This window comes from Nocardiopsis sp. NPDC006139 (genome assembly GCF_040614155.1).
GTDB lineage: Bacteria > Actinomycetota > Actinomycetes > Streptosporangiales > Streptosporangiaceae > Nocardiopsis > Nocardiopsis changdeensis.
Genome location: NZ_JBEXTT010000022.1, coordinates 43,784 through 60,956 on the forward strand (window position 1 = coordinate 43,784; position 17,173 = coordinate 60,956).

General features: G+C 72.0%; 20 protein-coding genes. All 20 read right to left on the reverse strand.

The genetic code is table 11. From position 1 onward, the window contains the following. Positions 1–10 precede the first annotated feature (10 nt). Entirely contained in the window at positions 11–2,266 is a 2,256-nt protein-coding gene (locus tag ABZ249_RS25290) for a hypothetical protein (RefSeq protein WP_355267501.1), read from the reverse strand. After that, positions 2,253–3,911, reverse strand: coding sequence for a hypothetical protein (locus ABZ249_RS25295; protein ID WP_355267504.1), 1,659 nt, complete (start codon positions 3,909–3,911; stop codon positions 2,253–2,255). Before ABZ249_RS25295 ends, ABZ249_RS25290 begins: the two co-directional genes overlap by 14 nt. 15 nt (positions 3,912–3,926) lie before the next feature. Then, complete coding sequence (locus ABZ249_RS25300; protein ID WP_355267507.1) at positions 3,927–4,280, reverse strand: hypothetical protein; 354 nt, start codon at positions 4,278–4,280, stop codon at positions 3,927–3,929. 15 nt (positions 4,281–4,295) lie between these two features. After that, on the reverse strand, positions 4,296–6,962 hold the full coding sequence (locus ABZ249_RS25305; RefSeq protein ID WP_355267510.1) for a hypothetical protein: 2,667 nt from the start codon (positions 6,960–6,962) through the stop codon (positions 4,296–4,298). A gap of 23 nt (positions 6,963–6,985) precedes the next feature. Continuing rightward, entirely contained in the window at positions 6,986–7,324 is a 339-nt protein-coding gene (locus ABZ249_RS25310) for a hypothetical protein (RefSeq protein ID WP_355267513.1), read from the reverse strand. Positions 7,325–7,374: 50 nt separating this feature from the next. Next, on the reverse strand, positions 7,375–7,806 hold the full coding sequence (locus ABZ249_RS25315) for a hypothetical protein (protein ID WP_355267516.1): 432 nt from the start codon (positions 7,804–7,806) through the stop codon (positions 7,375–7,377). A gap of 93 nt (positions 7,807–7,899) precedes the next feature. Beyond that, a complete protein-coding gene (locus tag ABZ249_RS25320) occupies positions 7,900–8,457 on the reverse strand; it encodes a hypothetical protein (RefSeq protein WP_355267519.1) in 558 nt (185 codons plus the stop codon). Between the two features lie 76 nt (positions 8,458–8,533). Next, the gene (locus tag ABZ249_RS25325) at positions 8,534–8,944 is read right to left on the reverse strand and encodes a hypothetical protein (protein ID WP_355267522.1); all 411 of its coding nucleotides are present in this window, start codon (positions 8,942–8,944) and stop codon (positions 8,534–8,536) included. After that, positions 8,937–9,239 (reverse strand): hypothetical protein, encoded by a 303-nt coding sequence (locus ABZ249_RS25330; protein WP_355267525.1) that lies wholly within the window; start codon positions 9,237–9,239, stop codon positions 8,937–8,939. The genes ABZ249_RS25325 and ABZ249_RS25330 overlap by 8 nt, the downstream gene beginning before the upstream one ends. A gap of 17 nt (positions 9,240–9,256) precedes the next feature. Beyond that, complete coding sequence (locus ABZ249_RS25335) at positions 9,257–9,460, reverse strand: hypothetical protein (RefSeq protein ID WP_355267528.1); 204 nt, start codon at positions 9,458–9,460, stop codon at positions 9,257–9,259. After that, positions 9,457–9,867, reverse strand: coding sequence for a hypothetical protein (locus tag ABZ249_RS25340; RefSeq protein WP_355267531.1), 411 nt, complete (start codon positions 9,865–9,867; stop codon positions 9,457–9,459). The genes ABZ249_RS25335 and ABZ249_RS25340 overlap by 4 nt, the downstream gene beginning before the upstream one ends. Before the next feature lie 4 nt (positions 9,868–9,871). Next, entirely contained in the window at positions 9,872–10,273 is a 402-nt protein-coding gene (locus ABZ249_RS25345) for a Gp19/Gp15/Gp42 family protein (protein WP_355267534.1), read from the reverse strand. 9 nt (positions 10,274–10,282) lie between these two features. Further along, the gene (locus tag ABZ249_RS25350; protein ID WP_355267537.1) at positions 10,283–10,717 is read right to left on the reverse strand and encodes a hypothetical protein; all 435 of its coding nucleotides are present in this window, start codon (positions 10,715–10,717) and stop codon (positions 10,283–10,285) included. A gap of 9 nt (positions 10,718–10,726) precedes the next feature. Next, a complete protein-coding gene (locus ABZ249_RS25355) occupies positions 10,727–11,749 on the reverse strand; it encodes a major capsid protein (protein WP_355267539.1) in 1,023 nt (340 codons plus the stop codon). 2 nt (positions 11,750–11,751) lie between these two features. Beyond that, positions 11,752–12,156 carry a head decoration protein gene (locus ABZ249_RS25360; RefSeq protein ID WP_355267542.1) on the reverse strand — a complete coding sequence of 135 codons (405 nt, stop codon included), beginning with the start codon at positions 12,154–12,156 and terminating at the stop codon, positions 11,752–11,754. Between the two features lie 16 nt (positions 12,157–12,172). Further along, positions 12,173–12,829, reverse strand: a complete 657-nt coding sequence (locus tag ABZ249_RS25365) for a DUF4355 domain-containing protein (RefSeq protein ID WP_355267545.1) — start codon at positions 12,827–12,829, stop codon at positions 12,173–12,175. Positions 12,830–12,917: 88 nt separating this feature from the next. Then, on the reverse strand, positions 12,918–13,640 hold the full coding sequence (locus ABZ249_RS25370) for a hypothetical protein (RefSeq protein ID WP_355267548.1): 723 nt from the start codon (positions 13,638–13,640) through the stop codon (positions 12,918–12,920). Then, positions 13,637–15,004, reverse strand: a complete 1,368-nt coding sequence (locus ABZ249_RS25375) for a phage portal protein (protein WP_355267551.1) — start codon at positions 15,002–15,004, stop codon at positions 13,637–13,639. The genes ABZ249_RS25370 and ABZ249_RS25375 overlap by 4 nt, the downstream gene beginning before the upstream one ends. Then, positions 14,955–16,703 (reverse strand): hypothetical protein, encoded by a 1,749-nt coding sequence (locus tag ABZ249_RS25380; protein WP_355267554.1) that lies wholly within the window; start codon positions 16,701–16,703, stop codon positions 14,955–14,957. Before ABZ249_RS25380 ends, ABZ249_RS25375 begins: the two co-directional genes overlap by 50 nt. Further along, positions 16,654–17,169, reverse strand: a complete 516-nt coding sequence (locus tag ABZ249_RS25385; RefSeq protein WP_355267557.1) for a hypothetical protein — start codon at positions 17,167–17,169, stop codon at positions 16,654–16,656. Before ABZ249_RS25385 ends, ABZ249_RS25380 begins: the two co-directional genes overlap by 50 nt. Positions 17,170–17,173: the final 4 nt, after the last annotated feature.

The window sequence follows — 17,173 nt, forward strand, 5'->3', positions numbered from 1 at the left end:
TCGTCACCTCCTATCCGGACAGGGGCGGGTAGACGGCCGGGTCCAGGACGGGCTCCATGGTGAGGCTGGCGTCCTCCGGCTGGGCGGGGCGGGTGAGCGGGCGCACGTCCAGGGTCATCCGCACCTGGGGGCCGGTGCCGCGGACGGTGTAGCCGAGCACGCGGTAGATGCCGTCGATGCGGGTGCCGGTGCGGTCGATGATGTGGACGACGTCGCCGATCTGGATGCGCGGGTCGGGGAGGATGTCCACGAGGCCGGTGAGGGGCACGGGCCACGCGGTCCAGGCGACCAGCGCCAGGCCGATCTGGTCGGCCCACACGGCGTTCTGCACCCACGCGCTGGCGCCGATCTCCAGGGACTGGATGCCGTACTTGGCGATGGAGTCGAGGTTGCGGCGGCCGACGGGCTGCTGGCGGGGCTGGGTGATCTCGGCGTGCGCGAGCCGCAGCGACGGGGTGTTGAGCGCGGTGGTGAGCGCCGAGTAGGCCGGGTTGGATCCGCGGTTGGTGAACCGGATCACCGGCCACCCGGTGGACCAGTCCAGTTCGATCTCGACGGGTGCCCTGGCGCCGGTGCTGGTGATCCATTTGACGAGGGACCCCTGGGAGCTGCCCGACGGGATGGCGGTCCCGGCGAAGATCATCGGGGGCCGAAGGTTCCACGGGCGGCCGGGGAAGTCGAACCGCAGCTCGACGGTGGCCCCGGGGTTGAGGGTGATCACCGAGCTGTAGTTGTACAGCTCGGACTGCTGGGCGCTGGGCTGAAGGTACCCGGACCACCCGACTTCGATCTCGTTGGCGACGCTGCCGATCTCCTCCCCGACGGTGATGTCGGCGATCTCACGGGCCGCGGTGACGGTGAGGTCGGGTGCCGGAGGCGGGAAGTTCGGGTTGATGTAGTCGTACCTGCGCACCCGCAGGAGCCCGTCCTCGTCGAACCACATGTAGCCCAGGTTGTCGGCGACGATCTGTTTCAGCGTGTCCCAGACGCTGCCGGTGACCTCCGGCAGGACCCGCAGCGCGTAGTAGGACAGGCCGAAGGACGCGCCACCCGAAGCGATCAGGTCCACCTGGGCGCCGCGTTCCCATGGCTGGACGACCGGCACGGTCCCGGACACCACGGACACGTTGAGGCATTCCATGGGGCCGGTGGCGTCAGCGCGGATGGTCTCCAGCAGCGACCAGGACGGGGTCGCGTCCCCGTAGGTGGTGGACGCGTACAGGTTGCCGTTGGGCTGGTAGAGCCAGCCGCGGACCGTGACCGGCGCCGAGGTGGTCGTGAGGCCGACGAGGAACGCGATCTTGAACCGGCCGGCCTGGTTGACGGTGGCCGGGAGTGTCCACGTCATGGCACCGCCGTCGACCTCGGCGCGCATCTGCCGAGTGGCGGGGTTGTACGACATGGTGATGGTGGTGAACACCCGGGTTCCGGAGTCGCCGGTGGCGGGCCGGTCGGCGAACACGAGCTGGGTCTGGGTGGTGGGGTTGTCGCCGGTGTGTTCCCGGTAGAACCACCACTCCACCAGGAGCTGGTTGGCCTGGGACAGGACGCGTTTCTGCGGGGCCCACGTCGCCGACCACGGGGCGTAGGGGTTGGTGCTGGACCCGGCGGGGCCCGCGGTCCACGGGGACCGGGCCGGGTAGTAGCCGACGCTGCCGGACTGGTCGATCCGCATCCCCAGGTTCGCCTCGCGCGACCCGTTGAGGCTGGCGAAGAAGATCGACCCGTCGCGTGGCGGCGGGCTGGTGTAGATCCCGGCCGAGCGGAGCAGGTGGTCCACCACCCACTGCACCTGGATCCGGGCCCCATCGCCGGTGCCGGACACGGTGGCCGGCGGCAGCCACGCCCGGCCGCGCAACCGCTCGGCACCGTCCAGGGCGGTCAGCGGGGCGGTGCCATCGGCGCTGGTGGCGTCGATGCGGGTGACGCGGCCGCGCAGGGCCTGCATGCGCCCCTGGGCGAGCCCCCACTCCACCACGCAGGACTGGCCCGGGCGGGCGATGTCGGCGGTGGCGCGGGGCGCCCACGGGCTGTACCGGGCGGCCGCGGTCTGCTGGCCGTCTCCGGCCAGGGTGATCTGCGCGCGGGCGGCCGAGGACCCGGTGGGGGTGGCGACCTGCTCCGGGAGGGACGTGTCGGAGCCGCGGTCGATGGACCAGGCGGTGACCTCGTCGCTGACGTCGCGGCCGCCGAGGCGGACCTGCACATCGTAGACGCGCTCCCCCGCCTGGAGGGCGTCGACCAGCTCGGAGCTACCGGGCCGCATACGCTCTCACCTCCCGCAATGTGAGGGCCGTGGTGTACCAGGGCAGTTCCGGGGTGTCGGTGAAACGCTCCACCGCGTAGGCGGGGGTGCCGTTGCCGAGCGGGACGGGGCCCACGTCCTGGGGTGCGTAGGTGAGGCGGCCCAGGCCGACGAGCCGGAGCCCGCTCGGGGCGGAGGACAGCAGCAGGTGCGGGGTGACGGTGGCCGCCCCCGCCGGTGCGTCCGCCTCGCAGGCGCCGGTGCCCACCAGCCCGGCCGCGGAGGAGATGACGGCGCCGCTCCAGTCGTGGAAGGTCAACCACAGGCGCCCGGACAGGTGGGCGCCGGGGCCGCCGGGGATGTCCGTGACGGTGAAATATACGGGCCAGCCGGGCATGACCGGCCACCCCCGGTCCCCGTAGTAGGGGTGCAGCCAGGTGATGTCCGTGCCGGACGCCCCGCCGGTGAGGACCGCGTACCGGACCCCAGCGGCGGTGCCGGTGGCCAGGGACCCGGGGCCGGTGAGCCGGTAGAGGTCCTCCAGCGCAGCGGCCCCAGCCCCGATCAGCGGGCGGCCGCGGGACTGCTCCGGGGTGAGGAGGTTGGTGGCGGCGGCGTCCGGGTCCACCACGGCGATGGTCGGGTCGGCGCGGGCCGGGGACAGTGCCATCTCCTGGAGCGCCCGGGCGTCCACCGGCAGGAGACGGTCCCAGGTGAGGGTGGTGGTGCGCGGGGTCCACTGGGCCCGGGATGCGGTCACCCTCCCGTGCAGGGAGGTGTGCGTCTCCACGCCCAGCTCGGGGGTGCGCTGCCAGTCGGCGCGCTCCGCCATCCGGTGGAGGAGGCCGAGCGGGCCGAGCCACATGTCCCGGACCGGGGTGCCGGTGGCGACGCTGGCGCCGGCCAGCCCGTCGGCCTCACCCCGCAGGACGATGCCGCCCTGGGCGCCGCCCTGCTGAGCGGCCCACCCGTCCGCTTCACCGCGCAGGACCAGGTGCCCCTCAGCGGGGGTGAGCCCGGAGGCGTACCCGTCCGCTTCGCCGCGCAGAGTGATGGTGCCGATGGCAGCTCCGACTTCTTCTTGTGGCGTGACCGCAGGGCCGATCCACTCGCCCTGGGCGACCGCGATCTCGTCTACCCACGCGGGCGAGTCGTGCCCGCCCTCGAAGCCGAGGAAGTCGAACGCGGCCATTGCGCCGGTCTCGGCGTGCTGGTGGTCTGGGGCCCCGGTGCTGTGCAGGCTCGTCCACCACACCCGGTACGTGGTCGTGGTTCCAACCCTCGCGACCTCAATGCGGATGGGCTGGCCCACCAGGTCCGCGGCGAGAGAGGAGACGTCGGTGGTGCCCAGCTCGTAGATCCCGAAAGCGGCGTCGATGTGGACGAGGGTGTCCAGGGCATACACCGAGAGCGTGGAGCTCGCCGAGATGTTGGCGTAGACGCGCACCGACCAGGATGGCTGGGTCGCGAACGCGGCCCACAGGGTGCCCTTCGTGCCGGCCCCGTTCCCGAGCAGCGCGGAGGAGGACCCGGCGGCCGCCCACCCGGTGGAGTAGGCGACCGGCGCGGTGACGTCGTCGAGGGCGTTGCCGTAGGCGGCGCTGTTGGCGACGGTGATCGGAGTGGCGTTTGGCCCATCAAGGGTGTTCTGCCAGATCACAGCCATGGAGCCCCCCCCTTTCTACGCGGTGGGGTTGGCCGCGATCACCCGTAGTGGGCTGACGGTGTAGGTGCCATCCGCGGGGTACTCCACCTGGGTGGCCAGCTCGATGCCGCCGACCCACGCTCCGCCGGAGGTCCACAGGCCGACCCACCGCACCCACTGGCCACCGGGGACCACGAATTCCGGGTCGGTGGTCGCCGTCACGGTGCCGTTGGATGCGGTCCCCCAGGTGACCGGCTGGCGGGCGTAGCCCGTGCCCACCAGTTCGTTGGAGCCGGTGCCGTCGGGTGCGGCAGTGTGCAGGCTGCACATGGTCGCGGCCCCGGCCCCCGCCGTGGCGGCGGGGTTGAGGGCGAGGTTGGTGAACGCCATCGCGGCGCCTCCCATCTATCGTCGTTCGAGTTGGCGGTTACCGCGGTGAACCGCACGGGCGATCTCCTGGCTGTCGACCTTGAGGACGGTGTCGCCTCGCATCTCGCGAATCGCCTCCAGCAGCCGCATGAGCAGCTCAGCCTGGACGCGGGATCCGACCTGGGCGGCGGGCTCGTCGCTGGCGGTCCAGGGGCTGGACGACACCTCGATGACGGCGCCTCCGGCCATGTCTCCGGCGGCCTGGGCGACGATGCGGCGGCCGCGCTCCAGCCCGTCGGCGACCATCTTCGCGATGGTCTCGCCAGCGACGTCCGGCGGGTTGTCGCGCAGCGGCCCGTACTTCGCGGGGCTGAACGGGAGCGCGCCGCGGACCTGGCCAGCCACGGCCGACATGGTGTTGCGCAGGTCGTACAGCTTGCTGACGATGCCGTTCTGAAGGCCGATGATGACGTTCCTGCCAGCCTGGTAGAGCAGGGACCCGAATCCGGAAACCGCTGCGACGAGCAGGGTGCGCATGCCCCTGGCCGCGGTGCCCAGAGCCCGGATCCGCTCTACTGCTCCGGACACCAATCGCCTGAAGGCGGCAATCACGGCGTCGCGGGCGGCCGCTGCGGCTGCGGTGATCGCGATCCGGATGGACGTCCAGATCGACCGCACCCTGTCCAGCAGGTTGGTGAAGGCGGCGCGGGTGTTGCGGGCGAACTCCGCGATCCGCTCCGTGGACTCCCGCAGGGCGTCCCGCAGCGACTGCGAGGTCTCCCCCGCCCAGCGCACCCATGTGGACAGCAGGCCCAGAACCCATCCGGCCAGGCGGACGATCCAGGTTCCGAGGGTGCCGATCCACCCGATGATGACGATCAGCTGCGGGGTGATGTCCGTGATCGTGGTCGACCAGGCATCGAAGTTCGCGACGAGGAGATCGATGATCGGCGGCAGCAGCTCCAGACCGGGGATGAGCGCCTCAACCAGCGGCGGAATCAGCGGCGCGATCGCCTCGACCAGGTCCCCGAAGCTGCGGGACAGCTCGGGGAGCATGGGGCCGATCGTGTCCGCCAGCTCCGTAGCGAGGATCTCCAGCCCGGGCGCCAGGGCGACGAGTGCTTCGGCTAGGGCCCCGGCGAGCACCCCGGCCAGCTCGCCTAGGACGGGCAGCAGCGGGGACACCGCGGTGAGCACCTCAGACAGGGCCTCACCCATGGACTCCAGGGCACCGCTGTCGACGAGGGCGTCAACGGCCTCACCCAGTCCGTCCAGGACGGCCATCAACCCGGGCTCCAGGGCGGTCAGAGCGGGGGTGAGCCCCTCGATCGCCCTGGTGAGGATCGGCCCGAAGGCCTCAGCCAGGCGGCCGATCGGCGGGGCCAGTTGGCCGATCGCCCCGGCCAGGGCAGTGAGCACCGGGGCCAGGGCGGTACCGACGGAGGACAGGCCCTCGAACAGGCCCTCCAAGGCCTCGGACCCCTCAGCGCTGGCGAAGAAGTCGTCGAGCGCGCCGGTGAGCTGTTCCAGGGTGGTGAGGACCCCGCCGTCACCGGCCGCGGAGAAGATCGAGCCGAGGATGCCGCCGACATTGGAGGCGATGTCCCCGAGTTGCTCGAAAACGCCGAGGGCGCCCTCGATCCACTCAGTGGCCCGCCCGGACTCGGCGGCCGCGGTCGCCCAGTTCGCGAACTCGGTCGCGGACTCGCGCAGCCCGCCCGCGAACCGTTCGACGAAGGGGAGACCGACCAGGGTGAGTTCGCGCAGCCCGGCGATGAGCGCGGGCATGGTGCCGCGGGAGTTCTCCAGGCTGCGGGCGGTGGAGTCGAAGACCTCGGACAGGGCCTGGGCGTTGCGGCGGTGGGAGAGGAAGTCGAGCAGTCCGGCGGCGGACTCGCCGAGCTCCATGGACACCTGGTGGAGCCCCTGGCCCAGCAACGGCAGCAGGTAGGTGCCCAGCTCGGACACACCGTCAACCAGGGGGGCGAAGAACCCCTCTTGGACCTGTTCTCGGAGGAGCGCGAGCTGCGGGGACAGGGTCGCGACCTGCCGCACGAACGCGGCGGCCGACGGGGCCAGCCCTTCCAGGGCCTCCTCCATGGCCTCCAGGTCACCGGCCAGGGCAGCGGACAGGGCGTCGCCCATCCCCTGGAACGCGATGAGCAGCGGCGCCAGCGCGGCGGCCCCGGTGGCCGCGATGGCGGGCAGGGTGGTGAGGATGCCCACCGCCGGGGCAAGGGCGGTGCCGAGCTGTACCAGGGGCACGACTGCGGCGGCCGCCCCCGCGGCGAGGGCGGACAGGCCACCGGTGATGGCGCCGATCCCGGCGGACCCAGCGGTCAGCCGTCCCAGGCCGGTGGCGAGTCCCTCAATAGCGGCGCGGGCCCGGGCCAGGGAGGCCCGGTTGATGTCGACGTCGACCTCGGCAGTGCGGTCCCGGGTCAGGGCGGCGAGCTGGCTGGACGCGGTCCCGGAGTCGATGTCGACGCCGACCCGGATGTCGCCGAGCTGACGTTCGACGTCGGCTTTGACCCGGGCGGCGTCCCGCGCGACCCGCTTGGTGTCGATCCTCGTGGGGATGTTGACGGTGAGGGTGCGCTCCAGCGTCTCCAGCGCCTGCCCCAGCTCACGCCTAAATTTCGACGTGTCGGGTGCGACGCGGATGTTGACACGGCCGACTGTGGGCCCACCGGGTCCAGGCACGGGGGCGACACCCCCTCACCTGGTCAGGCGGGGTCGTCCTCGTGGGCGCCCGCCATCTTGTTGATCTGCGCGACCGTGAGCACCCGCGCGGCCTTCTTCTGGCCGGGGCGCTCGTGCGGGTCGAACTTGTACTTCTTGCCGACGTGGGCGCTGGTCTGTTCGCGGGTGAAGTCGATCAGCTCGGCGATGAGCAGGCTGAGGTTCACCGAGGACTGCCAGCGCCGCCAGTCCGAGATCTCGCTGTTGGTCTTCTCGGCAGCGGTCGACGCGGCGAACGCCGAGTCGGTGGGCAGGTGCTCCACCAGGGTGAGGACCAGGGTGGGCCGAGGGCCGCGGCCCTGGCACACCTCGGTCAGGTCCACCTGGTAGTAGCGGAGCAGGTCCGCGTAGATCGCCCCTCCGTGGTCGCGGATCAGCTCCCGGAGGGGAAGAGCCCCCCCAGGTCCTGGTCCTGCACGTAGCCCATGATGATCTCGAAGCGGGCCATGAGCGGCAGCGCACCGATCTGCTCGGCGGCCTTCGGGGTGGGGGCAGCCGCGACCAGCAGCTTGTGGAGCGGCCCCATCAGCTTGATGACGGCCTTCATGTCCATGATCTGGTCGGTCGCCTTGGTCTTCTTGGCCGGCGACTTGGACTTGCCGCCCTTGGGGCCCCGCGGCCCCTTGTCCGCCGGGGCGGCGCCCATGAAGTCGGACAGGGCCTCCACGACCTCCAGGAGGACCTCGTCGCCCTCCGGGCCGAGCTGCATGATCGGCTTCAGCTCGTACACGGTGCCGTCGGGCATGGTCACCGTGGTGGTCGCGTTCTTCGAGTCCTGGTAGTGGGACAGGTCGATGTCGGACATGAGGTGCGGACCTTCCGTCGTCGGGTGGGTGGGTGCGGACCTAGTGGTGTGGGCCCGGCGCGCGGGGGTCCGCGTCCCGCGCGCCGGGGGCTCTCACGGGGTGGTGTTCGCCGTGCGCTTGCGGCCGATCTCGAAGAGGTTGTCGAAGTCGCTGTGGCCGAGCACCGCGGCGCCGAGCGGGAACCCGGACAGGTTCTCCGGGTCCAGCTCGACGTTGCCCTCGCCGAGGATCGACACGAGCGGCAGCCAGAAGTCCGCGAAGGCGTTGCCGTCGTCCACCCGGATGTACAGGCGCCCCTGGGTCGGCACGGCAGTGGACTTCGGGACGCCGAAGTAGTCAGCGTCGATCGTGTTGCCCTGCCCGAAGTACAGCTGGTAGGTGAGTTCGTCCCACTGCAGCGGCGTGAACTGGAGCCGGTAGTTGATCGGCGCGACCGACTCGCGGGCGGCGGAGTTCTGCCACGTCGCGTGGGTGGTGCGCTCGCCGCCCTCGCGGGTGATGGTCAGCGGGGATTCGCGGGTGGTGTGGCCGACCTCCGGCAGGGTGGCGCCGGGGGCGCGTGGGTCGGTGGGCTTGGTCGCGGTGCCGGTCGGGTCGAAGTAGAAGTGGCCCTCGCCGGGGATGACCAGGCTGTCGTTGTTGATCGGCATGGGTGGTGCGCCTCCTCAGGGGCACAGGTGGATAGGGACGGTGCGGACCTGCGCGCCCTGAGGACGCCGGTAGGGGTCAGCTCGCGACGGGGCGGGCGCTGAGGGTGTACGTCGCCGAGTACCGGTACACGCCGTGGTCACCGGTGTCGTCGGAGATGTCCACCGGCGCCTGCGACTCGTCGAAGAAGCTGAGGTAGCCGACCCCGGGGACGATGACCTGCGGGGTGCGGGAGGCCCGGTACAGGGCGTCGCGGGCCCACTGGGCGTCGGCCTCGGCGGTGGTGTCGTCGGGCGCCCAGGTCTGGACGTTCGCGACGATCAGGTCCAGGGCCTCGGGGTGGACCGAGGACCCGCCGGCGCGGCAGGCCATCAGATACCGGGCGGGCAGGGTGTTGGGGATGCGCGACCCGAGGACCAGCCCGGTGGGCGGCGTCGAGGCGCGCAGGATGCCGAGCAGGAGCGCGTTCGCGCGCGGAAGCCTAGCCACCGCGCGCTCCCATGGCGGCGTGCAGCGCGTACACGCCCTGGGTGGCGCCGTGCTCCGCGCCCGGGGAGCGGCCCATCTCGATGGCGAGGGCGTTGCCGTCCGGGCCGGGGTCGACCAGGGCGACGAACGCATCCGCCCGGCGGCCGCGGGTGACCTCGGTGTAGGAATCGCCCTCCTCGCGGCGGGCAGCGAGCACCTGGGAGGCGATGGCCTCCAGGCGTTCGGCGTGCGCGATCGTGCCGGGGTGGGCCTCGTGGGCGGCGGCCCGTTCAGCGTTGCGGTAGACGGTGGCCACGGTGCTCCCCTTTCTTCTCAGTCCACGCGGCGGGGCGTGGGCAGTGCGTCGTCGGGGTCCGGGTAGGCCTGCTCGAAGAGCCCACCGGACCCGCCGGAGAACCCGAACGGCGGCCCCAGCTCCGGCTCGTCCTGCTGCTCTGCCTCCTGGCGGAGGTCGGCGGCCGACGCGAACTCGACGGCCAGGACCTCGGTGCCGAGCAGGTGCAGGGCGAACCTCACGGGGCCTCCTCGATGGGCCCGGCGGGCACCCCGCCCACGAGCCGGACCCGGGCCTGGCCTGGGGTGGGCGGGTCCTTGCGTTCGCGCAGGATCGCGTCGAAGTGCGCGGTCCTGGGGGACTGCCGGTACCAGCGGGGGCGGCCGATGACGTCCCACCAGGTGCCGCCGTCCGACACCCACCGGACCCGCGCCCAGGCGCCCAGCGGGGCGGTGCGTCCGATGGCCCGGTACGTGGTGAGCAGGTCCTGGCCGACGGCGGACAGCTCGTCGGAGGTGACCGGCTGGACGGTGAGCGACACCCGCACGGGCTCCTCGGCCGGGCCGACGATCACGTTGCCGAGGTCGTCGGTGGTGGTGGTCTCCGGGTAGATGTCCAGGACCTGCTCGCCACGGTCGATCAGGGCCACGGGGTCACCACCCGTCCCAGGTGCGGGTGATGCCGCGGCGAGGGCGGCGGATCTTCGGGGCGACGGTGAAGGCTCCCCGGCCGACGCCGAGGTCGGCCCACTCCGAATCCATGATGAAGAGGTGGCCGGAGGCCACGGCCGCGTTGAGGCTGTAGCTGTAGTTGCCTTCGGCCTCCTGCCTGTAGCCTTCGGGGTTCCTCAGGACGCGGAGGACGGCGTTGGCCTCGACCATGATGACGGCGGCCCGGAAGTCGGGGTCCGCCGCCGCCCGCTGCGTGAGGTTGCGGATGCGGCGGCGGATCTTCGTCTCGGCGTCGTCGAGCAGGGTCTGGGCGAGTCGCTCCTCCTCGTCGGTGAGGTCCCGGTCGAACCGGTCCCGCACGTCGTCCACGGTGGCGATCGCCATGCTGACCCCCTAGTCCTCGACGGCCTCGGCGTCCATGGCGATGAGGTCGGCCCGGGACTTGCCCTCCAGCTCGGCCTCGGAGACGTCCACGGTCGCGAGGATGTAGGCGCGCCAGGCGTCGGTGGAGGCGTTCTCCGCCGGCCGCTGGGGCACCTCCTCCCCGTGACCCTCGGAGTCGTCGCCCTGGGCGTCGTCCTCGACGGTCTCCTCCGGGTCGGTGTCCTCCTCGCGCGGGGCGCCGTCGCCCTCCTGCTCCGGGTCAGTGCCCGGGTCGCGGGTGGGGGCGGGGCCCGCCGGGCGCCGCACAGGCATCTCGGCGGCCTCCACTGCGTCGCCCCACGCCTTCGGGTTGGTGACCTGGTCGGCGATGGCCGGGGACGGCATGTCGCCGGGCTCCAGGCGGAGACCGGCGACATGCACGTACCTGCTGATACGGCGGTTCATCAGCGCCTCCTACGCGACGTCCGCGACGAACGTCGCGTCGGGGTTGGCCATGATGGGGATGCCGATCGCCGCGGCGTGCGTCCACAGCCCGATCGGGTCGCGGGTCTTGAAGTTGCCGACGACGATGCCGGGCTGCTCGGCGGGCTGGAGCGCGTAGTCGGGCTCCTCCGACTCCAGGGTCTGGCCGAGCAGGGTCGCCCCCAGCCTGGACTCGCCCATGGGGTCGACGGCCTCCGGCAGCATCAGGAACCGGTCGTCGGGGATAGCCCGGCGGGTGACCCCGGACGGGTCGACGAACTGGGCGTCGTACCGTTCCACCGGGGGCAGGCCCAGGCTGGCCAGGATCGCGTTGATCTGGTCCAGGGTGACCAGCGCCGCGGAGGTGCCGGACACCTGGCCGCGGAGCTGCTCGTTGGCCATCATCAGGCTGGCCACCCGGCGCGAGGTGACGATGGCGCCGGGCTCGGTTCCGTTGGCGTCCACGTAGGCCTGCGTCCACGCCTGGAGGTCGTCCAGGATCGGCGCGGCCGGGTTGGTCCATGCGGTGGCCGCGGTCACCTCGTGGGACGGGTCCCGGCCGAAGTCGATGGTGGCTTCGACGTCGTCCTCGGCGATGGTGACGACGCCGTTGACGAGGGCGTCGGCGCGGGCCAGCTCCAGGCGGGCGATGATCTTCGCGACGAGGCGGCGGGCGTCGTCGTACACCTGGTCGGTGATGGCGTCGGGCATGTTGCGCTGGCGGAGCTGCTGGTACTCCGTCATGCGGAGCTTCTCGCCCAGGGGCGGCAGATCGCCGGTGACGGACTGGATTCCGGGCCGCTTGCCGATGCGGGTCTCCGCGTCGTAGGCCCGGTACGCGGCCGCCTGGGTCAGCTCCGAGGCGCCCCGGGTGAACCGGAACTGGAGGTCGGGGATGGACCGGTAGGGGAGCCAGCGGGCCAGGGACGGCCGGTTGACCTCCCGGTCCGCGACGGACTCCCGGGCGAACCCGGTCAGCTCCGCCGGGGTCGCGTATTCGGTGGTGAGTTCCACGGTCAGACCTCCCAGAAGACGATCGTGGTGGCGTTGTTCGCCGCGGTGGTGGGCGGCGTGAACGCGACGGGCAGGTTGGCGACCTTGACGCGGCCGTGGTCGAGCAGGGCGCCGACGACGGTGGTGGTGGCGCCGTCGCGCGGGGTCGCGGTGCACGCGGTCAGCAGGAACCCGGCGAGGACTTCGGTGCCGTCGGTGGCGGCGGCGTCGTAGGGGCCGTACAGGCCGCTGGCCATGATGCGGCCGAGCGGCAGCCCGGAGGGCAGGTACCCGTCCGGGTAGTGGGTGGCCTCGGTGAACGCGGTCAGGTCGAGCGTGGCGCTGCGGCCGGAGGACGTGCCGTGCGAGGACCCCAGCCAGGTGGCGTCGTCATCGGCGTAGCCCTCGACCTTAAGGCTGAGATCCATGGGACTCTCTCCTTGGTCAGGTGGTCTTGGTGTGGCGGTCGCGGTACCGCTGGCGGCCCGCGGCCATGGAGGTGGCCCCCTCTCCGGAGGACCCGCGGCCCTGGGAGGGGTCGGGGCGGCGGCCGCCGGGGGGCTGGCCGTCGCCGTTGTTGGTCCCGCCGCCGGCGCCTCCGGCGGGGTTGGTGAGGGCGGCCAGCTTCGCCGCGGCGGCGTCGACCTCTGCGTCGGTCTCGCCGTGCAGGAAGGCGGCGGCCTCTTCGCTCAGCCCGTGCTTGGCGGCTGCGCGGGTGATGCGCAGCGCCTGCTCGGTGCGGGCGTTCTTCCCGAGGAGTTCCTCGTACTGGCCCTGGAGCTTCTCCAGGTCGGTCTTCTCGGCCTCGCGGAGCTTGTCGAGCTCGGCGGCCTTGGCCTTCACGTCTTCGTAGTCGGCGTACTGCTCGCGTTCGCGGGCGAGCCGCTGCTGGACGATCCGGTCGACGTCGGCCTGGTTGAAGGTGCGGTCGCCCGCACCGGCCCCGTTCTGGCCGCCGTCTCCACCTCCCTGGCCGCCCTCGCCAGCGCCTCCCTCGCCTTCGCCGCTCCCGCCCAGGACCGGCCACACGGGGCGGCCGGAGGGCAGGACGCCGATGGCGCGGAGTCCGGTGGTGGGGTGTGTGGGCAGGTCAGCGTGCATAATGTCCTTCTTCCGTGAGCCCGTCGGCATTCCGCCCTTGTACGCGGGCGTGGCGTTGACCCGCACCGGGTTTCCTGGTGCGGGTGGTCTATGCGGCCTGTCCGGCCTGCTCCCGGCTCTCGATGTAGCGGCGCCAGGTGATCAGGTCGCCGCCGTGTTCCTGCCAGGCGGCTTCCATCTCCAGGTACTCGTCGCGGCCGGGCCAGTCGTCCCTGCTGTAGACGGGGACGGCGATGCAGTCGCAGTTGTCGTGGTAGGGCTCGCCGGTGCCGTCGCGCAGGAGCGCAGTGTTCTCGTCCTTGTAGACGGGCCCCCTCGACACGAGCAGGAGGCAGAACGCGCAGTTCTCCAGCCCCAGCGTCGCCCTGGCGTACCCGAGCGCCCGCCGGTCGTGCCGGGCGGCGTCCACGATGGCGTCGCGGCCGGCCGCCTGCCCGTGCCGGTCGGCGATGGCCACCGCAGACTCGACGATGACAGTGGGGACCGGGGCGTCGTCGTCCAGGTCGTCCAGGCGCCCCCACACGGCCTCCTCCTCCAGGGCGGTGTCGAGCGCCTCCGGCGGGTAGTTCCGGAGCGGAACCGGGGTCTGGCCGGTGGCACCGAACCGGGCCCGCTCGGACAGGTAGAACTCCTGGGCGGCGGCGTGGTGGTCCAGTCGGGCCCGGTACACCGCCGGGTAGGCGGCGCCCACCCACGCCGCGCGTTCGGCCGCTGTGGGGCGGGGGCGGAGCAGCCGGGCGAGCGGCCGCAGCGCGGCCAGCAGCCCCAGGGACGCGCGGGCGCGCGCCGCCTGGTACTCCTGCGGGGTCACACCGCCTCGCCGCCCTCAGCGCCCGCAGGCACCGGCTGGCGTCGGGCGCCCATGTTCTGGAGGATCGCCTCGTAGCGGGCGGCCGGGTCCAAGGAGGACATGCCGCGCAGGCGGCGGCGGCGCTCCGCGGAGTACCCCAGGTCCTCCCACGCGGCCTCCAGCGGCAGGATGCCGGAGGCGTGCAGCTTGGTGACGGCGTCGGCCCGGGCCGCAAAGGTGGGCGTGGCCGGGTCGCGCCACACCGTTTCCAGGCGCATCGCGGCAGCCGGGTCGCGTCCGGCCACGAGCATGGCCAGCCGCATCGTCTCCTCCCACCCGTCGCCGAACGACCTCTGCTTCCGCTCGGCCTTCTTCACCAGGCGGGACTCCGTCGAGCGGATGGCGTCCGCGGAGGCGGGGTTGTCGCCGGTGAACCCCCAGTAGTGCGCGGGCAGGCCGGTGAGGCCGGCGGCGAGCTGGGCGTAGGTCTTCAGCACCTCCGCGAAGGACCTCAGGTCCGCCGCGGCGAGCTGGCCGACGGACGCCTTGTCGTTCTTCAGGGTGAGGTAGCGGCCGATGTAGGCCTCCCACGCCGGGACGGGGTTGCCGTCCTCGTCGGTGAAGTCCTCCTCTGAGGCGCCGAGCACGTACCGCTGCGGGAGCGCCACCAGCTCCTGGGCGCCCTGGAGGTTGGTGATGGACCGGCACGCGGCGTCGGACAGGCCCATGATGTCGCGCATCTCGGTGATGCCGTCCCGGTCGGTGAGCCGGGCCCGGTTCACCAGGGTCGCGACCAGTGTCCGGCCGAGGTCGTGCTCGTCGACGTCGTGCCGCAGCCACCCGCGGCCCCGCTCGGACCGGCCGTAGTAGACGTTGCGGTCGGGCAGGTAGAGGGTGGCCTGCTGTGGGATGCCGACCTCGTTGTCGTCCCACAGCCGGACGGCGGTTTCCACGCCGCGTCCGGTCGGCGCCCAGTCCGCGGCCATGTACCGGGACGACTCCACGGTGATGGTCGGCGGAGCCCCGTCGTCCTCGGGAAACCCGAGGCAGGTGAAGGCCCGCCCCTGCATGAGGGCGTCGAGGTGGCCGAGGCCGGACTCGGCGTCGAGGCCGTTGGCCTGCCACCAGCCCCACAGGGTTTCGTCGACCTCGTCGGACCCGCCGACCCGGAAACCCTCGACGTCGAGGCGTTCCTCCAGGCTGTCGACGTACATGCCGGGCCAGTTGATGATGGTCGCGAGGTCCTCCATCTCCGGCGGCAGGGACAGGCCCAGCGCCTGGAGGCGGTTCGCGCCGTCGTAGTAGGCCTCCAGCACCTTGAACTTGCGGAGACGTCTATCGACGACGCCTGCGAGCCGTCGGAGAACGTCGAGTTCGTCCGCCACCGAGGACCACCACCTTCCGGTCGACCGGGGCCTTGCGGCGCTTGGATTCGGGCAGGGCCAGGTATTCGGTGCGGGCCAGGCGGGCGATGGTCGCGGTGACGGCGCCGTCGACCTTCGCCGAGGAGTGCCGGGACGACTTGCCGATGCCCATGCCGTAGTTGTTGGGCCACTGGCGGGCGTTGACGATGTGCCGGTGGAGCTGCGGGTGTCCGTCGTGGGTGACGTCGCCCTGGACGATCGCGTCGTGGAACGACATGGCGGCCTCGGTGAACCGCTTCAACACGGCCGGGTTCGCCTTGCCGTTCTGGGTGGATCGCATGTCGAACCGGACGGGGCTCTTGGGGTGGGCCCGCAGGCACAGCCGGTCGCCGTACTCCTCGCCCCACAGGTCCACATACGACAGCAACGGCCCGGGCTCGGCGTAGAACGCCACCACGTCGAGCCGCTCGAAGGCCTGCGCCACCATCGCGTTCAACTCGCGCCGGGGGACCTCCCAGTCCTTGGCCTCGTCGGGGTCCGTGGGCGGGTCCCAGATGCGCCAGGTGAACAGGTGCCCGTCGCTGATCCTGCACAGGATGATGGCGGTGGCGTCCCCGGACTTGGACAGGTCCGCGGCCATGGCGACCTGCTCGCCGTCGGCCAGGCGCTCGTCGGGCTTCGCGCACGCGGACCACTGGGCGCCCTTGATCCACGCGTCCTTGGCCTCCGTGGGCCTGTTCAGGTACTTCCGCTCCGAGTCGTCCGGGCTGCTGGTCCCGGTCCAGATGCGGTTCATGACGAAGGTGCGGTCGATCCACCAGCAGTCGTCATAGACGAAGTCGAGCGCCCGCCGGAGCGAGGCCGGGTCGGCCATGTCGGTGTCGGGCGGGGCAATCCGGGCGTCGTAGAGGATCTTGCTCTCGGCCCGGGACCGGCCTTCTTCCTGGACGAGCCACGCCTCGTAGGTGGCCTCCGCCACCGACCCCTTCTCGGGCTTCCAGGCGTTGCAGGTCTCCAGCATCCTGCTGCCGGACTTGGCCAGGTTGTCGGCGAGGGTGGCGTGGAACTCCGGGCCACCGTTGCCGGGCAGCCAGTGCTCGGTCTCGTCGCCGACGATGAACGATGCCTCGCCGCCCTCAGCGGCCGACGACGAGCTGGTCATCACGGCGAGCTTGCCCTCGGGCTGCCTGTAGTACTGGGTCTTGCCGGGGTCCAGGCCGAAGTCAGCGACGATCCGCGACCCCTTCGGGGCCAGCGCCCTCACCATGCGCATGGTGTTCTCGGTCTGGCTCTCGGCGGTCGCGGCGATCTGGACCAGCGGCATCTGCACCGGCTTGCCGATCACACCGCCCGGGACGTCCGGGTTGAAGTCGAGCAGGCGGACCGGGGCGGTGAACTCCGCCAAGGCCAAGAGGGCGGCGAAGGGGCTCTTGCCGGAGCCCTTGGCCAAGCGCCGGACGCCGTGGGCGTACAGCCAGCGGCCGTTCTCGTCGAGGGCGTACCACCAGAGGATGAACCGCACCTGGCTGTCGACGAACTGCCAGCGCCTCCCGGCGTTGGGCCCGTTCGGGTGCTTCAGGTACTTCGTAGCCCACCGGATGACCTCGAAGCCGAGGGTGTACTTGGGCACCCCCTCGGGGAGGGTGATGAGCCGGTCGGCGGGGTTGTCCCTACGGAGGATCCTCCGCTTCCGGCGGCGCGTACCGTGCGCTCCACTCATCGATCGCCACCACCGCCGCTTCCTCGTCGGAGTCCACCTCAGTGGCGCGGGTCAGCTCGGCGCGGGCGCGGCGGCGGTCCCCCTCGGTCACGAGCAGGTTCCCCATCGCTTTCAGGTACGCGGCCAGGGAGGCGCCCTTGAGGGGGATCTTGTCCTTGACGACGTCGCCCTCGTCGGTGATGCCGACGACCTGGTCGGACAGGTCACGGCTGATGGACTCCGCGATCAGGTAGGCGGTGGCCCAGTCGGACGGCTCGTACCAGACCCGCTGCCCGGACTCGGCGAGCGAGTTGTACCAGCGCAGCGCGATGGGGTGCCAGTCGTCATCGGCCGGCGGGGCGGGGACGGGCTCGGTGGTGCCGGAGGGGGCGGGGGTGATGTCGGGGACGGGGACGCCAACGTCGTCGGTCTTGTTGCGGCGGCGGCGCTGGCTGGCGCGCTTGGGGACGGGGCCGCGTTCACCCACAGGG